The 22,073-nt window shown below is 64.3% G+C and carries 18 protein-coding genes; 11 read left to right on the forward strand and 7 right to left on the reverse strand.

Translation table 11 applies throughout. The features are described from left to right. Window position 1: 1 nt before the first annotated feature. Window positions 2–1,471 carry a CehA/McbA family metallohydrolase gene (locus tag ACVOK8_RS11575; protein ID WP_481566931.1) on the reverse strand — a complete coding sequence of 490 codons (1,470 nt, stop codon included), beginning with the start codon at window positions 1,469–1,471 and terminating at the stop codon, window positions 2–4. Further along, entirely contained in the window at window positions 1,471–4,014 is a 2,544-nt protein-coding gene (locus ACVOK8_RS11580; protein ID WP_481566932.1) for a TonB-dependent receptor, read from the reverse strand. The genes ACVOK8_RS11575 and ACVOK8_RS11580 overlap by 1 nt, the downstream gene beginning before the upstream one ends. Before the next feature lie 129 nt (window positions 4,015–4,143). Between ACVOK8_RS11580 and ttcA the strand changes: the two genes are divergently transcribed. From ttcA to ACVOK8_RS11595, 3 genes are all read left to right on the forward strand, one after another. Then, window positions 4,144–5,073, forward strand: a complete 930-nt coding sequence (gene ttcA, locus ACVOK8_RS11585) for a tRNA 2-thiocytidine(32) synthetase TtcA (protein WP_481566933.1) — start codon at window positions 4,144–4,146, stop codon at window positions 5,071–5,073. A gap of 143 nt (window positions 5,074–5,216) precedes the next feature. Next, complete coding sequence (locus ACVOK8_RS11590; protein WP_282269426.1) at window positions 5,217–6,125, forward strand: recombination-associated protein RdgC; 909 nt, start codon at window positions 5,217–5,219, stop codon at window positions 6,123–6,125. Between the two features lie 53 nt (window positions 6,126–6,178). Further along, window positions 6,179–6,970 carry a M48 family metallopeptidase gene (locus ACVOK8_RS11595; RefSeq protein ID WP_481566934.1) on the forward strand — a complete coding sequence of 264 codons (792 nt, stop codon included), beginning with the start codon at window positions 6,179–6,181 and terminating at the stop codon, window positions 6,968–6,970. A gap of 176 nt (window positions 6,971–7,146) precedes the next feature. On the opposite strand, the gene ACVOK8_RS11600 is transcribed toward ACVOK8_RS11595, so the two are convergent. The 4 genes from ACVOK8_RS11600 to hemH form a co-directional block, all read right to left on the reverse strand. After that, window positions 7,147–9,594 carry a methyl-accepting chemotaxis protein gene (locus ACVOK8_RS11600; RefSeq protein WP_481566935.1) on the reverse strand — a complete coding sequence of 816 codons (2,448 nt, stop codon included), beginning with the start codon at window positions 9,592–9,594 and terminating at the stop codon, window positions 7,147–7,149. Window positions 9,595–9,607: 13 nt separating this feature from the next. After that, window positions 9,608–10,084 (reverse strand): hypothetical protein, encoded by a 477-nt coding sequence (locus ACVOK8_RS11605; RefSeq protein ID WP_481566936.1) that lies wholly within the window; start codon window positions 10,082–10,084, stop codon window positions 9,608–9,610. A 125-nt stretch (window positions 10,085–10,209) separates the two neighbouring features. Further along, on the reverse strand, window positions 10,210–11,073 hold the full coding sequence (locus ACVOK8_RS11610) for an alpha/beta fold hydrolase (protein ID WP_481566937.1): 864 nt from the start codon (window positions 11,071–11,073) through the stop codon (window positions 10,210–10,212). After that, the gene (gene hemH, locus ACVOK8_RS11615; protein ID WP_481566938.1) at window positions 11,070–12,032 is read right to left on the reverse strand and encodes a ferrochelatase; all 963 of its coding nucleotides are present in this window, start codon (window positions 12,030–12,032) and stop codon (window positions 11,070–11,072) included. The genes ACVOK8_RS11610 and hemH overlap by 4 nt, the downstream gene beginning before the upstream one ends. Window positions 12,033–12,252: 220 nt before the next feature. Here hemH and ACVOK8_RS11620 point away from each other — a divergent pair, with 220 nt between their 5' ends. From ACVOK8_RS11620 to ACVOK8_RS11655, 8 genes are all read left to right on the forward strand, one after another. Next, window positions 12,253–13,173 (forward strand): lipid-binding SYLF domain-containing protein, encoded by a 921-nt coding sequence (locus ACVOK8_RS11620; RefSeq protein WP_481566939.1) that lies wholly within the window; start codon window positions 12,253–12,255, stop codon window positions 13,171–13,173. Window positions 13,174–13,247: 74 nt separating this feature from the next. Beyond that, window positions 13,248–13,475, forward strand: a complete 228-nt coding sequence (tatA, locus tag ACVOK8_RS11625) for a Sec-independent protein translocase subunit TatA (protein ID WP_282269413.1) — start codon at window positions 13,248–13,250, stop codon at window positions 13,473–13,475. A 15-nt stretch (window positions 13,476–13,490) separates the two neighbouring features. Beyond that, window positions 13,491–14,009 (forward strand): Sec-independent protein translocase protein TatB, encoded by a 519-nt coding sequence (gene tatB / locus ACVOK8_RS11630; RefSeq protein WP_481566940.1) that lies wholly within the window; start codon window positions 13,491–13,493, stop codon window positions 14,007–14,009. Continuing rightward, entirely contained in the window at window positions 14,006–14,755 is a 750-nt protein-coding gene (gene tatC / locus ACVOK8_RS11635; protein WP_481536604.1) for a twin-arginine translocase subunit TatC, read from the forward strand. Before tatB ends, tatC begins: the two co-directional genes overlap by 4 nt. Window positions 14,756–14,853: 98 nt before the next feature. Beyond that, window positions 14,854–18,456, forward strand: a complete 3,603-nt coding sequence (locus tag ACVOK8_RS11640) for a hybrid sensor histidine kinase/response regulator (protein ID WP_481566941.1) — start codon at window positions 14,854–14,856, stop codon at window positions 18,454–18,456. Next, complete coding sequence (locus ACVOK8_RS11645; protein ID WP_481566942.1) at window positions 18,441–19,307, forward strand: CheR family methyltransferase; 867 nt, start codon at window positions 18,441–18,443, stop codon at window positions 19,305–19,307. Before ACVOK8_RS11640 ends, ACVOK8_RS11645 begins: the two co-directional genes overlap by 16 nt. Continuing rightward, window positions 19,304–19,885, forward strand: coding sequence for a chemotaxis protein CheB (locus ACVOK8_RS11650; protein ID WP_481566943.1), 582 nt, complete (start codon window positions 19,304–19,306; stop codon window positions 19,883–19,885). Before ACVOK8_RS11645 ends, ACVOK8_RS11650 begins: the two co-directional genes overlap by 4 nt. Beyond that, window positions 19,876–20,874, forward strand: a complete 999-nt coding sequence (locus tag ACVOK8_RS11655; RefSeq protein ID WP_481566944.1) for a diguanylate cyclase domain-containing protein — start codon at window positions 19,876–19,878, stop codon at window positions 20,872–20,874. The genes ACVOK8_RS11650 and ACVOK8_RS11655 overlap by 10 nt, the downstream gene beginning before the upstream one ends. Window positions 20,875–20,931: 57 nt before the next feature. Here ACVOK8_RS11655 and ACVOK8_RS11660 read toward each other — a convergent pair whose 3' ends face one another. Beyond that, window positions 20,932–21,834: a BPSS1780 family membrane protein gene (locus tag ACVOK8_RS11660; RefSeq protein WP_481515022.1), complete on the reverse strand. Its 903-nt coding sequence runs from the start codon at window positions 21,832–21,834 to the stop codon at window positions 20,932–20,934. Between the last annotated feature and the right edge of the window lie 239 nt (window positions 21,835–22,073).

Genomic DNA, 22,073 nt, shown 5'->3' on the forward strand with positions numbered 1-22,073 from the left:
GTCAGCGCGGCCAGTTCACGTACACCGGGTTGCCCAGCAGCAACAGGCTGCCATCGGCATCGCGTGCATCCACCCGCAACCAATGCCGTTTGCCGTCCGAGCGCCAGCGCAGACTGGCCTGCTGCGCACCATTGGCGCTGGTTTCCACGCTGCCGGGATGGCGCTGGCCATCGACGATCAGCTCGATTCGCACCGGCCGCGGATAGTCCAGCTCGGCATGCAGAGTGGCCCATTGCCCGGCCGGCAATGCCAACTGCTGGCCCATCTCCGCGCGCTGCCCCGCATCACTCTGCAGCCACAGGTCCAGGCGACTGCCGGCGACATTGCGCACATCCACCACCACCCGGCCCTGCTTGAGCGCGGCAAGGATGGCGTTGCGCGACAGCGCCGGCGCATGCACCAGCGTGGCCGGCAGGCCGATCGGGGAGGGGCCATTGGCCGCGCCCGGGTTGTGGCTGTCACTGCCACCGATGGCGGTCATGCGCTGACCTTGCTGCAGTTGTTTCTCCCAGAAGCCAACACCGGCGCGTGGGCCATCGGCCTGATGGCCGTTGACCACTTCCACCGCCTGCACAGCCGCCATGTCCACCGGTGTGGCCGGGGTCCAACCGCAGCCCATGCAGTCCTCGCCCGAGGGGAGTGCGGGGTGGTTGATCGAGAACACCGCGTCGCTGCGCTTGAGCTGGCCCAGCAGGCTGTTCCAGTCCGGCAGCTGCTCGCCCAGCCGGAAGGGCAGCGGGCCGTTGACGCCGAAGACATTGGCATGGCCCTGGAAGGTGGTGACCTCCATGCCGGGGATCAGCAGCAACTGGTCGAACCACGGTTGGTGGCGGGCTACTTCCTCCAGGTGCGAGACGGTGTTGTGTTCGGTGAGGGCGACGAAATCCAGGCCCTGGCGTACCGCCGCCTGCAGGCTGAGGAACAAGGGGCAGGGTACCTTGCGGCCCTGCTGGCTGCTGCAGCTGCCGTCGCTGTGGGTGCTGTGCATGTGCAGGTCGCCGCGGTACCAGCCGGCGCTGTCACGCAGCACCGGGTCGTTGCGGTCGTTGCTGGCCTCCACCTCGGCCTCGCTCCACAAGGTCACTTCCACCTTGTACGGCGTCCGCACGCTGGCGCGGATATTGGGAATGCCGAGCAGCACCTGCCATTGGCCTGCAGGGATTGCACCTGGCAGGTAGCCGCCGCTGGCGTCGTAGCGGGACACGTTGATCGACGAACGCGAACCGCCGCTCCAGCCACGGAAGCCATTGGCATCGAGCAGGCCGAGGTCGATGACGGTGCGGTCCTGCGCGCCGTCATGTTGCAGGGTGACGGCGACCCGTCCGGTGCCGGCCGGCACCTCGAACGGCAACGCCAGGTAGCGCTGGTGGTCCTTGCCTTCCAGCGTGCCCTGCAAGTGCAGTACGTCGGCGGCCTGCGCGGTGGTGCTGGCGGCAAGCGCCGCCAGCAGTACGGGGAGCAAGCTACGCATCAGAAGCGGTACATCACGGCCATGCGGTAGTTGCGGCCCAGCAGCGGGCGCGCGATGAAGGCACTGGCGCCGGCGTCGCTGCTGGACAGTTCACCGGCGCGCGGATTGCCTTCGGTCAGGCCCAGCGAGTTGGTGACGTTGTCCACGTAACCGTAGATCGAGAAGCGATCAGTCAGTTCGTAGCGCGCGCTGAGGTTGAGTACTTCGTAGGACGGCAGCCGCACCGAGTTGGCGGTATCCACATAGCGCTCGCCCTGATGCTCGGCGGCGGCCTGCAGGCGCAGGCGCTGATCGAGCAGGTTGATGCCGGCGACGAGGCGCCCGCCCAGTTCCGGCACGCGGATCAGCTGGTTGCCGACGAAATCGCGCAGCACCGGCGCACCGTTGACCAGTTCGCTGTAACGCAGGTCGCGGTACTGCGCGTCCTGCCAGGTGGCGGTCAGTCGCAGGTCGAGCCAGTCGGTGGGGTACCACGCCGTTTCCAGCTCCACGCCGAAGGTGCGGGTGCTGGCATAGCCGGCTTCGCGGCTGGACACGCCGGTGTTCGGGTTGAAGTTGTAGTTGCTGAAGCCGACGTTGTCGTACTTGGTATAGAAGGCCGTCGCGTAGGCGCTGAACAGCGGGTTGGCGAACTTGAAGCCGATCTCGGCCAGGTCCATCGTCTGGGTATCGGCGACCTTGCCGTTGGCGGCGGCGCAAGCGGCCACGGTTTCGGCCGAGCTTGCGTCGCAGTTGTCGTTGCGGGTGATGTAGTTGCCCAGGCTGGGCAGGCGGAAGGCCGAGGTCCAGCGGCCGAACACGCCCATGCTGTCGTTGAACTGCCAGTTGGCGCCGATCGACCAACCCAGGTCATCCGAGCTCAGGTCATGGTTCACGTACATGCCCGAGCCGGTCAGCATCTGCGAGGTGGCCAGGGTGCCGCCATTGACGCTGCGGCGGACCTCGTTCCAGCCGCTGCTGCTGGCCTTTTCCCAACGCAGGCCACTGTCGATGCGCAGCTGCTCATTCACCTGCCACTCGTCGCTGACATAGAAGGCATGCGTCTTCTGTTCACCGGAAGCGTTGTTCCATTCGTAGCCGTAGCGCCACACACCGTTGTCGGTGAAGGTCTTCAGTACCTGGCCGCTTGCGTCCAGCGCCACCAGGCCGAGCAGGCTGGCGTTGTTGCTGGCGTCCATCAGCACCGAGGACGAATAGCGGCTGTAGTCTTCCTTGGTCGAGGCCATGTAATAGCCCAGGGTCAGGTTGTGCTGCTGGCCGCCGAGGTCGAAGCTGCGCATCAAACGGGTGTCGCTGACGAACTCACGCACCGGGATGTCCAGCCCGCGCAGGCCGCCGATGACCAGCAAACCGTTGCCGTTCTGGTTGGCAGTGTTGAAGTCACCGCTGCCGTTGACGTAACGCAGGCCCAGCGAGGTGGCACCGGGCACACCGGCCAGCAGGCTCTTCTGCCCATCGAGGAAGGTGGCAGCCGGGGTCAGCGAGTTCGGGAACACGCCGTTGCGGATGGTGTCGGTCTTGCTGAAGCGTGCCGACTGCGCCAGCTCCCAGCCTGCGCCAAGCTCGGTTTCCAGCTTCAGCGTGAGCTGGTCACGTTTGACGTGAGTGCCTTCGCTGTTGTCGAAGTTCCAGCCACGGCCATCGGCGGTCTTCATCGACAGATGGCGCGTCTCCGGACCCGCCAGGGTGCCGTGATTGCCATCGAAGCCTGGCACCGCACGGATGTCGCCATTGCCATTGGTATACATCGGGATGCCCAGGTACAGGGCGACGCGGTCGTCCATGTGCTTGGCATCGATGCTGAAGCGGCCACCTTCGAACTCCTTGGCCAGATTCAGCCGGAATTGGCCGCCTTCGTTGCCGTTGAAGCCGGGATCACGCACGCCGTCCTCGACCCGGTAAAAGCCGCCGAGCAGCAGTTTCCAGCCATTGGCCAGCGGGCTGCCGTAGGCGAAGTCCATGCGGTTCAGACCGCTGTCGCCGACGCTGTACTTGAACACGCCACTGGCTTCGTCGCCGACCTGGCGCGGGATGAAGTTGATCGCGCCGGCCGGTGCGTTGGAATACATCACCGATGCCGGGCCACCACGCACCACTTCGATACGCTCGATGGTTTCATCCAGACGGAAGGCCTGGTCGCCGTTGAGATAGCCCAGCGCGGGGTCGTGCACCACCGGAATGCCATCTTCCAGCAGGGTCACCGAACCGAAGCCGTCGACCGGAATGCCGCGTGCGCGGATATTGCCGCTGGCTTCGCCGCCGGAGGCTTCCACCCAGAAGCCGGGCACCGACTTCAGCGCCTCGGTGACGCTGGTCGGCGCCTGCATGCGCAGCTGTTCTTCCTCGATGTTGGTCACCGAATAGCTGGTTTCCACCTTGGTACGCACGCCGGTGCCACTGCGGCCGGTGACGATGACGGTATCCAGGTCCTTGGCCATGGCGGGCGCGGGTGTGGCGGCTTCCTGGGCCAGTGCGGCGGCCGGAGCCAGAGCGGAGAGCAGGAGCGCGTGACAGACAGCAGAAGCAAGACGGGTAGGGAGCACGATGTAATCAACAACTGAACGGGGAGTCAGAAATGCTGTCATCGCGGGGTGACGCCGGTATTACGCTTTTATGCAACGCCGCTGCCGCCGACGCTGTGGAGGCGCGCCCCAGCCGGTAGAATGCCGGGGATGAGCGCTGTCATTTCCCTGCCCGATCCCGCCCCGCGGGCCCGTGATCCGCACGTGGCCGAACGTGAACACCAGAAACTCGGCAAACGCCTGCGTCACCAGGTAGGCCAGGCCATTGCCGACTTCGGCATGATCGAGGCCGGTGACAAGGTGATGGTCTGCCTGTCCGGCGGCAAGGACAGCTATACCTTGCTGGATATCCTGCTACAGCTGCAGAAGAAGGCACCGGTGCCGTTCGAGCTGGTGGCGGTGAACCTGGACCAGAAGCAGCCCGGTTTCCCCGAGCATGTGCTGCCGGAATACCTGGCCTCGGTAGGCGTGCCGTACCACATCATCGAACAGGACACTTATTCGGTGGTGAGCCGGGTGATCCCGGAAGGCAAGACCATGTGTTCGCTGTGCTCGCGCATGCGCCGTGGTTCGCTGTACACCTACGCCGAAGCCAATGGCTTCACCAAGATCGCGCTGGGCCACCACCGCGATGACATGGTGGCCACGTTCTTCATGAACCTGTTCCACCACTCCAAGATTTCCGGCATGCCGCCCAAGCTGCGCAGCGACGACGGCAAGCATGTGGTGATCCGCCCGTTGGCCTACGTGCGCGAAGCGGACATCATCGAGTACGCCAATACCCGCCAGTTCCCGATCATTCCGTGCAATCTGTGCGGCAGCCAGGAAAACCTGCAACGCAAGCAGGTAGGCCTGATGATGAAGCAGTGGGAAAAGGACACACCCGGGCGCATCGAGCAGATTTCGCGCGCGCTGGGCGACATCCGTCCCTCGCAGCTGGCCGATCCCAAGCTGTTCGATTTCATGGCGCTTGGCCGCCGTGAAGACGCGCAGCAGTCTGATGCGCAGGCGTGGCTGGACGGCAGCGACAAACAACAAGATCAAGAAGCCCTTCTCCCTCCGGGAGAAGGGTTGGGATGAGGGTAGGCAGTGCTACGGTGGTTTGAAACCAAGCACTGCGCATCACCCTCATCCGCCCGCCTCGATGGCGGCAAGCTCTTCGGAGCAGCTTCTCCTGCGAGGAGAAGCAAGCCCCTGAACCATGAATACGAAATAGGACATCCATGTTTTTCAAGAACCTCACGCTGTTCCGTTTCCCAACCTCCATTGATTTCTCCGACGTCGATACGCTGCTGCCGCAGGTGGTGCTCAAGCCGGTCGGCGCGCTGGAAATGACCTCGCGCGGCTTCATCTCGCCGTTCGGCCGTGAAGAAAAGATCCAGTTCTCGCACCGCATCGGCGATGCGCTGTGGCTGACCGTCGGCGGTGAAGACAAGATCCTGCCCAGCGTGGTGGTCAACGACCTGCTGCAGCGCAAGCTGGAGGAGATCGAAGAGAAGGAAGGCCGCAAGCCCGGCGGCCGTGAGCGCAAGCGCCTGAAGGACGACCTGCTGCACGAGCTGCTGCCGCGCGCCTTCGTCAAAAGCTCGCGTACCGATGCCTTCCTCGACCTGCAGCACGGTTACGTCGCCGTCGACAGTTCCAGCCGCAAGACCGGCGAGAACGTGATGAGCGACATCCGCGGCATGCTCGGCAGCTTCCCGGCGATGCCGTTGAACGCCGAAGTCGCACCGCGCGCCATCCTGACCGCGTGGATCGCTGGCGAGCCGCTGCCGGAAGGCCTGAGCCTGGGCGAAGAATGCGAGATGAAGGACCCGGCCGAAGGCGGTGCGGTGGTCAAGTGCCAGCACCAGGAACTTCGTTGCGACGAGATCGACAAGCATCTTGATGCCGGCAAGCAGGTCACCAAGCTGGCGCTGATCTTCGAGGACAACCTGTCCTTCGTACTTGGCGACGACCTGATCGTGCGCAAGCTGAAATTCCTCGATGGCGCGCTGGACCAGCTCGAGCACATTGACGAGGAAGGCCGCCGTGCTGAACTGGATGCCCGCTTCGCCCTGCAGAGCGGTGAAATCCGTCGACTGTTCCTGCTGTTGGAGCAGGCATTCAAGCTGAGCAAGGCTGATAGCTGAACCCGTTGCTGACCTACCCGGTTTCGTAACCGGGTAGGGACTATGCTGGAGCCATGGTTAGTCTGCTTCGCCGTCTGATGACCCCCGCCGCGCCGGTGATCCAGCGCGACACGGTGCGCCTGCGTCTGGACGATGCGGAGATCGAAGTGCTGCGCGTGCGTGATCCGCGTGCACGCCGGCTCAAACTCAGCGTGGACGAACGCGGTGCACGGCTGACCTTGCCGCTGCGGGCAAGCCTGGTTTCAGGTGAGCGTTTCCTGCAGGCCAACCGGCAATGGTTGCAGCAGCAGTTGGCGCGGCTGGGCGGTGATGGCTTGCTGGCACCGGCCTTGCGCCTGCGTGAGCCCGGTGTGCTGCCGTTGCGCGGTGAGTTGTTGCCGGTGCAATGGCAGGAAGGCCGGTTTACCCGCATCGAGGCGGATGCGGGTGTTGTGATCATTCAGTTGCCTGCACGTGCAGGGGAACCTGCATTGCGGCGCGCGCTGCGTGAGTTCTACGAAGTGCAGGTGCGTGCTGATGTCGGCCAGTGGCTGCCGCGTTATCTGCCGGGCTTGTCGCGTGCACCGTCACGGCTGCGGCCCAAAGTGATGTCCTCGCAATGGGGCTCGCTGGCGCCGGACGGTTCTATGGCCCTGGATCTGGCCTTGGTGTTGGCGCGGCCGTCTGCGTTTGAGTACGTGCTGGTGCACGAGCTGTGTCACCTGCTGCAGGCCAACCACTCGCCGGCGTTCTGGGCGGAAGTGGAAGCACGTTTTCCTGAGTGGCGCGACGAGCGTGATTACCTGCGCGAGGAAGGCCGCAGGTTGAAGAGCACCTTGCATCAGTTGCTGCGGGCGCAGGGCTGAAGGCCACTGTAGTGCCGAGCCATGCTCGGCAAGGGCCTTACCGGGAAGATCAAAAGCGTCCCCTCATCCCAACCCCCGCTCCGCGCCCCGGCCCTTGCGCTGGCGCAAGGGCGTTCGACGGGCAGCGAACCTGTGGTTCGCAAACTGCCCCTCTCACCCCGCAAGCGGGAGAAGGGCTAAAGCAGCAGCAAAAGCCCAAAAGCCAAAAGCCAAAAGCCAAAAGCCAAAAGCCCCCCTCCCCAGCCCTCCCCTTGCCTGCGGCAAAGGGAGGGAGAACAGCGGACACCGCAGGCGCCGAAATAATCGCCAAGTGCATGGTCCATCCCCTCCCTTTGCCGCAGGCAAGGGGAGGGCTGGGGAGGGGTGCCTTTGCTCCTGCCTTTATTTTTTTTTCTGATTTTGCTCCTGCTCCTGCAACAGCAACAGCAACAGCAACAGCAACAGCAACAGCAACAGCAACAGCCACCCCACCCCGCCCGGCGCATCACCTCGTGCGCACCACCGGTCGAATAACGAAACACCGAAACCGCCTCCGCCAACGCGCTCGCCTGTTCCTCCATCGAGCGCGCAGCCGCACTGGCTTCCTCCACCAAGGCCGCATTCTGCTGGGTGGTTTCATCCATCTGCACGACGGTGTGATTGACCTGCTCGATGCCGACCGATTGTTCCTGCGAGGCCGCCGCAATCCGCGCGACGATGTCGCTGACCTGCTGCACCGAACCGACGATCTCACTCATGGTGCTGCCAGCCTGTGCGACCAGCGCGGCGCCATCCTCCACCTTGCCCATCGAGTCGCCGATCAGCTCCTTGATCTCGCGTGCGGCCGTGGCCGAGCGTTGTGCCAAGCTGCGCACTTCCGATGCCACCACCGCGAAACCGCGCCCCTGCTCACCGGCACGCGCGGCTTCCACCGCGGCGTTCAGCGCCAGGATATTGGTCTGGAAGGCTATGCCATCGATCACACCGATGATCTCGGCAATGCGCTTGGACGAAAGTTCGATCGCACGCATCGTCGATACCACCTGCCCGACCACATCACCGCCACGTGCGGCAACATCGGCCGCGTCTACCGCCAGCAGGTTGGCTTGACGGGCCGAGGCTGCGTTCTCGCGTACGGTCGACGTCAACTCTTCCATCGAAGCGGCGGTTTCTTCCAGATTTGCGGCCTGTTGCTCGGTGCGGCGTGACAGATCGTCATTGCCTGCTGCCAGTTCGTGCGCGGCGGTGTTGATTGCCAATGAGCACTGCTTGATCTGGCCAACGATGCCGGTCAGGCGTTCGGCGGTGAGGTTGGCGTCGATCTTCATCGCCTCGAAGTCACCGGCATAGTCGCCGCGAACACGGTGATCCAGATCACCGGCAGCCAGCGCCGACAACATTGTGCGCAGCTCGCCGGTGGTGGTGGTAACAACCTCCAGCAATTGGTTGATGCCGGTGGTAAGCGTCTGGATGAAGCCGGCCTCGCTTACTGTCTGCAGGCGCTGGTCGAGTGCGCCGGCCGAGGCGGCGGCGACGATATCAGCCACGCTGTTCTCCAGCAGCAGTTCCTGGGTGCGGTCATGCCACTCAACCGCAAAGCCGCTGCGGCTACCGTCGGCGTTGAAGACTGGTGTCACCACCTGGCTGAAATGCACCGGGCCAATGGTGATCTGGCCGTTGTGCACCTTCTTGAGCTGGTCGAGCATGCCGCGGATGCGCGCCGGGTTGGCGTGGAAGCGGTGGATGCTGCTGCCAACCAGGGTATCGACGTTGAAGTCGGGGAAAGCCTCGCGCAGGGTGTCCTGCTGGTTGCGCAGCAAAGCCACCACCGAGCGATTGACGTAGCGGATGATGTGCTCGTTGTCGGCAATCATCATGCCGGTGCGCGAGGCATCCAGCGAAGCGCGAATCTGGGTGTTTTCGTGGTGCAGTGCGGCTTCCTGCTGCTGCTTCTGCTCAAGCTGGGTGCGCATCCGCAGCACGCCATCGGCCAGGGTGCCTGGTGCGAAGCGGCGATCGTCGCCGATGGCGGCGTTGCTTTCACCGTTGGCGATTGCGTCCACCATCGCGCGCAGGCGCGCGGGCGCTGCACCCAAGGTCAGCACCTGGCGGCGCAGCTGCACGGCCATCGCGCTGATGAAGGCGGTTTCAACCACCACATACAGGGCGTGAAGTAGAACCATATCCAGGCCGCTGCCCGGGGCGAACGCAGTTACCGGCAGGCCGCGCGCCTGCATCCAGTAGAAGGCCAGGTGATGCACACTGATCGCCGCCGCAGCTACCACCACCGGGATCCAGTCGCGGTAGTACAGCAGCAGCGCGATCACCACGAAGACGCCGAAGTGCATTTCCACCAGGCCATTGGCCTGCTGGATGGTGGCGGCGACCAGCGCCATCAGCACCAATGCCACGGTTACCCGGCTGAGCAGGCTGCCCGGCGCCAGTTTGATCTGCACCGCCATCAGCGCCAGCGAGGGCAGGCTGACGGCGTAGAACGGCAGCCATTGTCCCGACCACAGGGCCAGCGCCAACGACGCCAGGCCGAGGATCAGGCCGAAGTACAGGAACATGCGATCCGCCGCGCAGGCCAGCTGCGTGTAATAGGCGTCGGGAGGTGGCGTCGTGGCGTGGGGGCGAGTGGGCATAGGGAACTCCGGTTCAACAGGAACAGCGGGGAGGAAGGATCAGGGGCGGGCTGTGTTCCGCCAGCAGCGCAGGCAGCCAACTGGCCAGGGCTGGATCGCTGCGGCCACAGGCCAGCGCGGAAGGCCGCAAGGGGCCGGCATAGAGCGGGCGACCATCGGCGGCCAGTACCAGCAACTCATGGGCCGCAGCTGTGTTCAGTGCGATGGCGTGTGCGCCGTGTATCTGCAGCGCGGCGCCGAGTTTTTGCCAGTCCTGCTCGCTTTGCTCGCAGCCGCAGGCGGGCGTGCTCAATCGGATCGCCAACGGCGCAGCAGTCGCAGGCAGCAGCCCCTGCGCGCGCAGTCCATCCACCAGCGTTGCCACCGCTGCTTCGTCACCGCCAGGACGGTGAGCAAGCGCGGCGACGCTGCTGGTGGTCCAGCCCAGCCAACAGGCGAGCAGGATCAGGCCGGTGATGACACCGGGCCGAAGGGCGGGGCGGGGGGGCATGCGATGGTGGGACGCGCAGCAACCGTTGCGGGGCTGCGGAACATCTTCTCGATTACGGCAATGCCGGGGTTATCGGCTGCCGTGCTTACTACTGAAGCCGATGCCATTGGCACCGGGCTCCATATTCAGCTGGCGTCGGGCAACGCCGCGATGAAGTCGCTAATGATCAGCGCGACTGCCTCGGGGTCATCCATGTGCACATGGTGATGGCCGGGCAGGGTGTTCAGGCGACCATCCGGCAGCAGCGCCGCGCGCTGGCTGCGTTCCGGCTCCGGGAAGTAGGGCTGGGCCGGTGTGGCGTAGATCACCTGCACTGGGCAGAGGATGGCGCTGACCACATCGCAGACCTGTTCTTCGGTCATGCGCACCGCGGTGGGCAGCATCAGGCGTGGGTCGCTGCGCCAGCTCCAGCCACCGTGGACGGGTTTGACCCCGCGTTCGATCAGCAGCCGTGCCGAGGCCGCACTGAGTTGGTTGACCATCATCCGCGCGCGTACCGGCGCGCTCAGGTCGGGGAATACCCGCAACTGCTTGGCATCCAGTTTCAGCATCGCCTCCACATAGGCACGCAGGCGCTGCACGGTTTCGCCGGCCGGTGCGGTCAGTCCGCCCAGTGCTTCGATCGATACCAGTGCCTGCACGCGCTCGCCGGCCACGGCGGCGATCAGGCTGGCAATTGCCGCACCCATCGAATGGCCGAGCAGTACAAAACGGTCCCAGCCCAGCGCATCGGCAATGGCCAGGGTCTGCACGATGGCGTGCGGGGTGGTGTACGGCGTGGTCAGTGGCAGGTGGTCGCTATAGCCATGGCCGGGCAGGTCGACCATCACCAGGTCCAGCGTCGGCAATTGTTCGGCCAGCGGCAGGAAGCTGGCTGCGTTGTCGAGCCAGCCATGCAGGGCGAGGACCTTCAGGCCATCCGGGTTGCCAGCGCGCAGGCCGGCCACGCGGATGCCATCGAGCTGCAGTTCAAAAGGCGTCGCGTTCATGCCGGTTGCGCCGCCGCCAATGCTGCCAGTGCGCTGGCGTGGGCAGCGCTGTCGTTGAGGCAGGGGATGTAGCGCATGCGCGCGCCACGTTCGGCCAGGGTTTCGGTGAAGCCCATCTGCACCTCCTCGAGGGTTTCCAGGCAGTCGGTGGCAAAACCTGGGCAGACCACGTCCAGGGTTTTGATGCCGCTTTCGGCCAGTTCCCATAGTCGTGGCTCGGCGTAGGGCTGCAGCCAGCGTTCGCGGCCGAATCGCGATTGATAGGCAAGTTCCCACTCATCACTGCTCAGGCCCAGCGCAGCGGCAATGGCCTTGGCACTGGCTTCGCAACGCTGCGGATAGGGGTCGCCGGCATCGGCCAGGCGTTGCGGGATGCCGTGGAAAGAGAACACCAGCTTGCCGCCACGGCCATGCTCGGCCCAGTAGTCGGCAATGGAGGCGGCGACTGCGGCGACCCAGGCCGGGTCGTCGGCGTAGTCGCGGATGGTCTGTACCGTCACCTTCGGGTTGCGTGCCTGCCATTGCTGCACGCGGTCTTCGATGGAGGCAGTGGTGGTGGTGGAGTACTGCGGATACAGCGGCAACACCACGATGCGCTGGATACCCTCGGCAGCCAATGCGTCCAGTGCCGACAGCATCGCCGGCTCGCCATAGCGCATGGCTTCATGCACCCGCCATTGCGGCAGCTGCTGCTGCATGGCTTCGGCCAGGCGCCGGGTATGGACCGCCAGCGGTGAGCCTTCCGGCAACCAGACCTGCGCGTACTTCTGTGCCGAGCGGCCACTGCGCAACGGCAGGATCAACCCGTACAGCAGCGGTTTCCACAGCAAGGCCGGGATCGAGACCACGCGCGGGTCACTGAGGAATTCCGCCAGATAGCGCCGCACCGCAGGAGCGGTCGGTGTCTCGGGCGTGCCTAGATTGACCGCGAGCAACGCGGTAGTGGGGGCGTTGGACATCCGGGCATTTTCGCAGGTATGGGCGGAGAAGGGAGCTCTACGGATTTGGTGTAGTGCCCAGCCATGCTCGGCAGAAGCTTTACTAGTAGCGCCCCCTGCCGAGCATGGCTCGGCACTACAGGTGCTCATGCCTCACGCCCGCTCACCAGCTATTCAGAGCCACGCTACTAATTTCAGGCACTTGCGCTATCTTTCTATGCATCGACCTACGGAGTTACCCATGCGCCGCCTGCCGTGCCTTGTGCTGCTGTTGTCCGCGAGCCTGTTGTCCGCCACTGCCGTCGCCGGTCCGCAGGAAGATCAACGTGCCCGCAATGCGGTGCGGGTGCTCAGTGAAATCCAGAACATTCCCGAGCAGTCCATCCCCGACAAACTGCTGGATGAAGGCCGCGCCATCATCGTCCTGCCGGACACCATCAAGGCCGGTCTGGTGCTGGGCGGGCGCCGCGGCCACGGGCTGATGTCGGTGAAAATGGCCGATGGCAGCTGGTCCAACCCGGTATTCATCAAGCTTACCGGCGGCAGCATCGGCTTCCAGGCCGGTGTGCAGTCTTCAGATGTGATCCTGGTGTTCCGCAACGACCGCAGCCTGGACAACATCGTCAACGGCAAGTTCACCCTCGGCGCCGATGCTGGCGTTGCCGCCGGCCCGGTTGGCCGCAATGCCGCGGCCGCCACCGATGGCCAGCTCAAGGCTGAAATCTGGTCGTGGTCGCGCGCGCGCGGCCTGTTTGCAGGTGTCGCACTGGATGGTGCGGTGCTGCAGATCGACGATGCCGCCAATCTCGATGCCTATGGCCAGAACACCACTCCGCGCATGATCCTGGAAGGCCGCCTGAATACGGCGCCGTCTTCCGACGTCGTGTCCTTCCGTGACCGTCTGGAAGAGTCCACCTATGCCGCGCGTGAAAAGCGTGGCACCCAGGGCAGCGTTGCACCGGTGGCTGCAAGTGCGCCGCGCAGCAATGCGGTCAGCGTGCAGGCACCGGCAACCAATGCCGATGGTGCCAATACCGCTGGCGTCGATACCGCGACCACCGCACCGTTGCAGCACGCCACCGCTGAACCGGCGCCGCAGCAGGGCTTCCAGCCGGTCTCCGAAGGCGAGATCCGCACCGAAAGCCTGGACGGCGGCAACTGACCTTTGGCATAGCGATCAGTTAAGACCTTGTGCGCTATGCTCGACAACCTCCACACAGATAACGCGAGCAGATCATGGGCAGTTTCAGCATCTGGCACTGGTTGGTCGTGCTGGTCATCGTGCTGCTGGTGTTTGGCACCAAGCGCTTGACGAGCGGTGCCAAGGATCTGGGCAGTGCGGTCAAAGAGTTCAAGAAGGGCATGCGTGACGAGGACAAGCCGGCGGCTCAGCTGGGCGACGAATCGCGTGATGCCGACAAGAGCGGCGAAAAGCAGGCCGAGCACGACCGCGACGCGCGCTGATCCTGAGCGCGCGACGTGTTTGATATCGGCTTCAGCGAACTGCTGCTGATCGCAGTGGTGGCCTTGGTGGTCCTCGGCCCGGAACGTCTGCCCAAGGCAGCGCGGTTTGCCGGGCTGTGGGTGCGCCGTGCGCGCAACCAATGGGATTCGGTCAAGCAGGAGCTTGAGCGCGAGCTGCACGCCGAGGAGCTCAAGCGCAATCTGCAGGATGTACGCCAGTCGATGCAGCAGGCCGAGGCCGGGCTGCGCGACCAGGCCGAGCAGGTGCGCAATGAAGGTGATGCCTTCAAGCGCGAAGTGGAATTGCCGGAATCGGCTGCCGAGCGGGTAATCGAGCCGCGCACCATTGAGCCACGTCCGGTAGCGACGGCCGATGGGGAATCGCCTGCAGCTGCTGAGCCAGCCCCGCAGGATGCGGCCGCGGCGCCAGTCAGTGACGCGGCCATCGACCCCGAGTTGAACCGCAGCATCCCCTTGGGTGATGCGCCGTCAGGCGCCGAGCAGGCCCCGCCAAGCCAGGAGCGGACGCCATGAGTGCGGCGGATCTCAACGAAAACACCCTGATCGAACACCTGGTCGAGCTGCGCTCGCGGGTGGTGCGCGGGTTGCTGGGTCTGGGCGTGGTGTTGCTGGCACTGATGCCTTTCTCGCGCACCTTGTACACCCATCTGGCCATGCCGCTGATCTCGCAGCTGCCGGCCGGGCAATCGATGATTGCCACCAATCCAGCCGGTGCATTCTTCGCGCCGCTGAAGCTGACCTTCTTTGCTGCCCTGTTCGTGGCGGTGCCGTGGCTGCTGTACCAGGCCTGGGCATTTGTGGCGCCAGCCTTGTATGCCCGTGAAAAGCGCCTCGCGCTGCCACTGCTGGGCTCGGCGGTTGCACTGTTCTATATCGGCTGTGCCTTCGCCTATTTCCTGGTGCTGCCGGCGGTATTCCATTTCCTGACTACCTTTCGCCCGGATGTGATCGCCATCACACCGGATGCCAATGCCTACCTGGATTTCGTACTGGCGATCTTCTTTGCCTTCGGTGCCAGCTTTGAGCTGCCGGTGGCGATGGTGATCCTGGTCCTGCTGGGCTGGGTGAGCCCGCAGCAGCTGCGTGAAGGCCGCGGTTACGCGATTGTCGGTATCTTTGTACTGGCGGCGGTGCTGACCCCGCCGGACGTGGTGTCCCAGCTGATGCTGGCGATACCCATGTGTTTCCTTTACGAACTGGGCATACATGCCTCGCGTTGGCTGCAGCCGCGCGACCAGGGCAAGACCGCGAAACCCTGATTCAACCGTAGCAGGCGGTCTTCAGCAATCTGCGCTATTTTCACTGAAAAGAGGCCGCGCGGATTGGCAGGCGTGGTGGCACCCCGGGGGACACCTGCATGACGCAACAGAAGAGTAGCTGGATCAACAACGTGCCTTTGCTGAGCAAGATGCTGGCGGCATTTGGCTTGGTTTTCCTGTGTTTCCTGGCCACCAGCGTGGTCAGTTACCGCACCTCCGGGCGGGACGACGACGCGCGTCGCCACGAAGGCGTGCAGATCGAGGTGATCCGCCAGGTCGAGGATGCGATCCAGGCCGTGCGCCTGCAGCAGATCGCGGTCCGCAATTACCTGCTTGGTGACGGCGAGCGGCATATGGACCTGCTGGCCAAACAGCGCGAGCGCCGTGATACCGCCTTGACCGCGGCGCTCACCGCCGCCGGCACCGAGCCAGTGGCCGAGCGCCTGCGTGCTGCACAGGCACAGGCCCGCAACTGGGACAACGAACTGATGGCTGTGCTGCGTCCGGCCGCCGGTGCCGCGCAGCTTACCGAGGTGCAGCAGCTGGACGCACTCAGTGCCGGCGGGCAGGGGAATGCACTGGCCGATGCGCTGGACGGGATCTACGACGCGGAGATGACCCAGCTGCTCAGCGACCGTGGCCAGATGAGCCAGTGGATCGCCCGCGCGCACACGATTTCGCTGGTGTTGCTGGTGCTCGGCTTCGTCATCATCATCCTGGCGTTGTGGATGATTTCGCGGCTGGTGGTGAATCCGATCAACCGCCTGACCGACAAGATGACACGCCTGTCCAACGGCGATCTGGACGTGGAGATCAATGGCCTGAATCGCGGCGACGAGATCGGCGAGATCGCGCGCGCGCTGGAGGTGTTCCGGCGCAATTCGCTGGAGTCGCGTGACGCCAACTGGGTCAAGCTCAGCGTCGGCGAAGTTGGCGCAGAGCTGCAGACCGCACAGACCCCGGATGACTACGCGCAGGCATTGGTGTCGCAGATCGCACCGCGTATCGATGCGCCGATCGGGGTGTTCTTTGCCTGGAATGAAGCAGAAAAGCAGCTGCGCCTGCAGGGCAGCTATGGCTTCCAGCGGCGCAAGCATCTCGGCCTGCAATATGGGCTTGGCGATGGCCTGATCGGGCAGGCGGCATTGGAGCGCAAGCGCATCAGCGTGCAGCAGGTGCCTGACGACTTCTTTGGCGTGCATTCGGCGCTGGGCGAGGCGCAGCCCCGTCATCTGGTAGCGGTGCCACTGCTGTTGAAGGACCGCCTGCTGGGCGTGTTCGAGTTCGGCACGTTCGGCCACTTCGACGCCACCCAGGAAGCCTTCATCGACTCGGTGCTGCCGACCGTGGCACTGGGCCTGGACAATATCTGCCGCGCCGACGAGACCCAGCTGCTGCTGGACCACACCCGCGCCCAGGCCGAAGAGCTGCAGGTGTCGCAGCTGGCCTTGCAGGCGCAGGAAGAAGAGCTGCGCGCCACCAACGAAGAGTTGCAGGGTAAGACTGTGGAGCTGGAAGAGCAGGCCCAGCGCCTGTCCGCTTCCGAAGAGGAGCTGCGGGTGCAGGCCGAGGAGCTGCAGGCCTCCAACGAGGAGCTGCGGCAGAAGACCGAAGTGCTCAACGAGCAGAAGGACGTGCTGCAGGTATTGCAGCGCGAAACCGAGTTCAAGGCGCAGGAGCTGGCACGTGCCAGCCAGTACAAGACCGACTTCCTGGCCAATATGTCGCACGAGTTGCGCACCCCGCTCAACAGCCTGCTGATCCTGTCCAAGGAGCTGGCCGAGAACGAGAGCGGGCATCTGGACGTGGAGGAAGTGGAAGCTGCCGCGGTCATCCACGACTCCGGTTCCAATCTGCTGCGGCTGATCAACGACATCCTCGATCTGTCCAAGATCGAGGCCGGCAAGATGGACGTGCACCGCGAAGAAGTGAAGATCGACGCCATCACCCGCGAGGTGACGCGCCACTTCCGCCATATGGCGATGGAGAACCGGCTGGAGTTCGCCATCGAGGTGGACCCGTCGATGCCCGAGGCACTGGTCACCGATCGCTCCAAGTTGCAGCAGGTGCTCAACAACCTGCTCGGCAATGCCTTCAAGTTCACCCGCGAAGGCTCGGTGACCCTGCATATGGCGATGGCCAGCAGTGCCATGCTGACCCGCATCGGTGCGGCCGCCGACGACCAGCATGTGGCGCTGACGGTGCGTGATACCGGTATCGGTATTCCGGAAGATCGCCTGGACTCGATCTTCGAGGCCTTCGAGCAGGTCGATTCCAGCACCAGCCGCCATTACGGTGGCAGCGGCCTGGGCCTGGCCATTGCGCGGCGCCTGGCGCAGTTGCTGGGCGGGCAGTTGGTGGTCGACAGCGAGCAGGACAAGGGCAGCAGTTTCAGCCTGGTGCTGCCGCTGTTGTCGGCTGCCATCAACAGCGCGGTGGCTGCGAGTCAGGCCAGCAGCGAGCAGCGGCCTGCGCCCACGCCGGGCCCGGCGCGCGTCGCTACCGCGCAGCTGATTGATTGGATTCCCGATGATCGCCACGCCATTGCCGCCGGCGAGACGGTGATCCTGACGGTGGAAGATGATCCGGCCTTCGCCCGCATCCTGGTCGACCTGATCCGCCGCAAGGGCCACCGCGCGCTTGCCGCCGCCGATGGTGAGAGCGGGCTGGAGCTGGCGCGGCGCTATCGTCCCACCGGCATCTTGTTGGATGTGATGTTGCCGGGCATGGACGGTTGGTCGGTATTGCAGCACCTCAAGCATGATCCGGTTACTGCGGCGATCCCGGTGCACTTCATTTCCGCTGTTGATGAAGCCGCGCGCGGTGTTGCGCTGGGCGCGGTCGGCTATCTGACCAAGCCGGTGGATCGCAAGGCGCTGGTTGCCGCCTTCGACCATCTGCTGGATGTAGCCGGCAAGATCGTGCGCAAGCTGTTGCTGGTCGACGACGATCCGGATTCGCGCTTGGCGCTGACCCGACTGCTGCAGGCGGACAATGTGGAGATCGACCAGGTCGCCTCCGGCGAAGAAGCGCTGGAGCGCATCGCCACCCATAGCTACGACTGCATCGTGCTGGATCTCAACCTGGGCGGCATCTCCGGCATCGAATTCCTGGAGAAGGCGGCAACCTTGGTTGCAGTGCCGCCGGTGGTGATCTATTCCGGCCAGGACCTGAGCCGCGAAGACAGCCTCAAGCTGCGCCAGTACACCGACAGCATCGTGATCAAGGGCCAGCGCTCGCCCGAGCGCCTGCTCGATGAAGTGAGCCTGTTCCTGCACAGCATTGGCTCGCGTGGGGCCAACGCCACGCCGTCCGACGACAATAATCTGGGCGGCCGTCAGGTGCTGCTGGTCGACGACGACATGCGCAACCTGTTTGCCCTGTCCAAGTCACTGCGCGCGCGTGGGGTGAATGTGTCGATGGCACAGGACGGCTACAAGGCGCTGCAGCAGTTGGAGGAGAATCCGTCCATCGAGCTGGTGCTGATGGACATCATGATGCCTGGCATGGATGGCTACGAAACCACCCGCGAGATCCGCAAGCTGCCGCAGTGGAGCAACCTGCCGATCATCGCTGTCACCGCCAAGGCGATGCATGGCGACCGTGACAAATGCCTGGATGCCGGTGCCAATGACTACCTCACCAAGCCGGTGGATCTGGACAAGCTGTTGTCGATGATGCGTGTATGGCTGCAAAAGTAGGCCCCATCGCTCCGCAAGCGTTGCGCGATGACATCGACGACATCGAAGTTGATGCCTTCATCACCGCGATGTCGCGGCGGCATGGCTATGACTTCACCGGTTACGCGCCGTCCTCGTTGAAGCGGCGCGTACTGGCGCTGGCGCATGGGCTGAACCTGTCCAGCGTCAGCGAGCTGACCGCGCGCGTGCTGCGTGAAGACGAGATGGTGCCGCAGGTGATCGCCAAGCTGTCGGTGCCGGTGTCGGAAATGTTTCGCAACCCGGCGGTGTTCCGCAAGTTGCGTGACGAGGTGTTCCCGGTGCTGGCCTCCTACCCGCAGATCAATATCTGGCAGGCCGGCTGCGCGCACGGGCAGGAGGTCTATTCGTTGGCCATCCTGCTCAAGGAAGCCGGGCTGTACGACCGCTGCCAGATCTACGCCACCGACTTCAGCGATGAAGCGCTGGCCAAGGCGCAGGAAGGCATCTTCCCGATCCGCGATGCGCGCCTGTACTCGGAGAATTACCTGGCGGCCGGTGGCCGTCACACGCTGTCCGATTACTACCACGCCCGCTACGACTTCATGAAGCTGGATGAGCGGCTCAAGGAGCGGGTCACCTTCGCCAACCACAACCTGGTCTGCGACGGCGTGTTCACCGAGGCGCAGCTGATCCTGTGCCGCAATGTGCTGATCTATTTCTCCGACACGCTGCAGGACCGGGTGCTGGGCCTGTTCCGCAGCAGCCTCAGCCGCGGCGGCTTCCTGTGCCTGGGCAATCGGGAGTCGATCCGCTTCGCCCCCAGTGCGCGCGATTTTGTGCCGCTGGATGCCGAATTGCGGCTGTACCGCAACGCCGGTGGCTTACTGTGAAAACAGCGTCCGGGCAGCCTCCACAAGCCGTTGTGGTGGGGTGCTCGGCGGGCGGGCTTGCCGCCCTGCATCAATTGCTGGGCGGCCTGTCAGGGCCGCTGCCGGTGCCGATGGTAGTGGTCTGCCACAGCGGATCGGAGGATATGCGGGTGTTCTGCGAGCTGCTGGCCAGCCGCAGTGGCTTGCCGGTGCAGGAGGCCGAAGAGCGCCAGCTGCCTGAGCCGGGGCGGGTCTATGTGGCCCCCTCGGGATACCATCTGCTGATGGAGCGCAATGGCCGTTTTGCCCTGAGCATCGACCCGCGAGTGGCATTTTCACGCCCTTCCATCGATGTTCTGTTTGAATCTGCGGCTGAGGTCTGGCGCGGACAGTTGTTGGCTGTACTGATGACTGGGGCAAATTCCGACGGCGCCGAAGGGTGTGCGCGGATACGAAGCTTCGCTGGAACACTGATCGTTCAGGATCCGGAAACGGCACAAGTGGCTATCATGCCGGCCGCTGCACTGGAGCGTGCGGGCGCCGACCATTGCCTGCCTCTCCCCGAAATTCCCTTTTTGCTGGAAGCATTATGCTCGTGACCAAGCCGGCGGCAGTGCAACGCCCCAAAATCCTGGCCGTAGATGACAACCCCGCCAACCTGCTGGTGATCCGCCGGGTGCTGGCCAAGCTCGACGTGGAAGTGGTCGAGGCGGCCTGCGGCAACGATGCACTGAAGGCCACGCTGGACGATGAGTTCGCGCTGGTGCTGCTGGACGTCTACATGCCGGACATCAACGGCTTTGAAGTGGCGGAGATCCTGTCGCAGGAAGAAACCACCCGACAGACCCCGATCATCTTCGTCACCGCCACTTACGCCGACGACGTGCACCGGCTCAAGGGTTATGGCTTCGGCGCGGTGGACTACATGGCCAAGCCGCTGGAGGCCACCATCCTGCTGTCCAAGGTGCAGGTGTTCCTGGAGTTGTACCGGCACCGGGTGGCGCTGCGTGATGCGCTGAGCGAGCTGTCCGAGCGCAACCGCCAACTGGAGATCGAAGTCGAGCAGCGCAAGCAGATGGAGCAGGAAATGCGCCATCTGGCCATGCACGACATGCTTACCGGGCTGCCCAACCGCGCCTTGTTCATGGACCGGCTGGAGAGCGCACACCACCGCGCGCAGCGCCATGGTGGCATGTTCGCGCTGGTCTATGTGGACGTGGACCGCTTCAAGGAGGTCAACGACACCTGGGGTCACGGTGCTGGTGATGCGGTGCTGATCGAGCTGTCTGCACGCCTGCGCGGTGCGCTGCGCGAGAACGACACCGTGGCCCGTTTGGGCGGCGATGAGTTCGCCTTGGTGTTGGAAGAGCTTGATGACATCAACGACGCCCATCGTCTGATGGAGCGGGTGACGCAGTCGCTGCAGGCACCGATGCACTACCTGCGTGACGGTGAAGAACTCACCCTGGCGATCGCCGCCAGCATTGGTGTGGCCGCCTACCCGGCGGACGGTGCCGAGGTTGATGCCTTGCTGCATGCTGCCGACCAGGCCATGTACCTGATCAAGCGCAGCCGCGACACGGTCTGAAACAACAAGGCCGCGCATCTCTGCACGGCCTTGTTGCAAGCAAAATGAGAACTTGGATCAGGCTTCGAACACGTGACCGCTGCTTACCGGCGGCGGGGTCGGGCCGGTCGCATCGGCTGGCGCCAGTATCTGCTTCCACGCGGCATACACGGCACCGGCAAAGACCGGCATCAGTATCGCCATCAGCAACAACTGCGCGATGGCCATGGCAGCGACCTGGCCGGCGATCAGGCCAATGAACAGCGCCACGATGATCACCGCGAAATAGATCGCGAAGATGGCGATGAAAGCCAACACGAAGAACACCAGCATCGCAGGCAGGTTGTGGATGCTGGCGCGCAGGCTTTCGCGCAGCGCGTGCATGCCACCGGAGCGCTCGAACATCACCTGCGGCGGCATCACGAACAGCGCAAGCGTCACGGCCACAAAACTGGCGATCAGCAACAGCAGCCATAGCAGGATGCGCCCTGCCGGCAGTGTCGCCACCAGTGCCTCGATCTGCGCCGGGTCCGGCTGTGCACCGGATTGGCTGAGCTCGTTGAGCTTGACCATCACCACCGACAGCTGTTGCAGGCCGTCGGTGCCAACCAGCACCAGAAGCAGCGTGCCCAGCAGCAGGGCAGCGAACAGCTGCGGCAGCAGGGCGACCAACAGGTGCGGCGCACGCCCTTCCTGTACGCCCTGCAGCAGGTGCGCAGGCTTGGCGGTCCGACCCTGGTCGACCTCGCGGATCGCCCACAACATGCCGCCCATGAACAACGGGCCGGCCAACAACAGCAGCAGCTGCACCACGGTGCCCAGTGCCGGCACCAGCATCGACAGCGACAGCACCAGCGAAGTGCCGACGCCCCACAGGATGCCCAGCGAACCCAGCGCCAGTGGCGCGCGCTTGAGCAGGCCAAAACCGGTCAGCAGCCATTCCGCACCGGCGGAGGCCGGTACCTTGCGAATCTCGCTCATTGCAATTCCGAAACGGGGGAGTGCGCAGGCAACACGCCGACGCTGGGCGGATTATCGCCTGAAACCCGGCTCGGGTTTATGAGGCCAAAGTAACGGTGGGGTTTGCTCCCTCCCTTTCGCAAAGCGAAGGGGAGGGCCGGGGAGGGGTTTGCTCTGCTGCTTTCGGTAGTGCCCCCCCCAACTAGCCGGCAGGGAGACCCCGAAATACCTTTCCCAGCAAAGCAACGCCCCAAACACAC

The sequence above is a fragment of the Stenotrophomonas sp. STEN083 genome, from assembly GCF_056759195.1.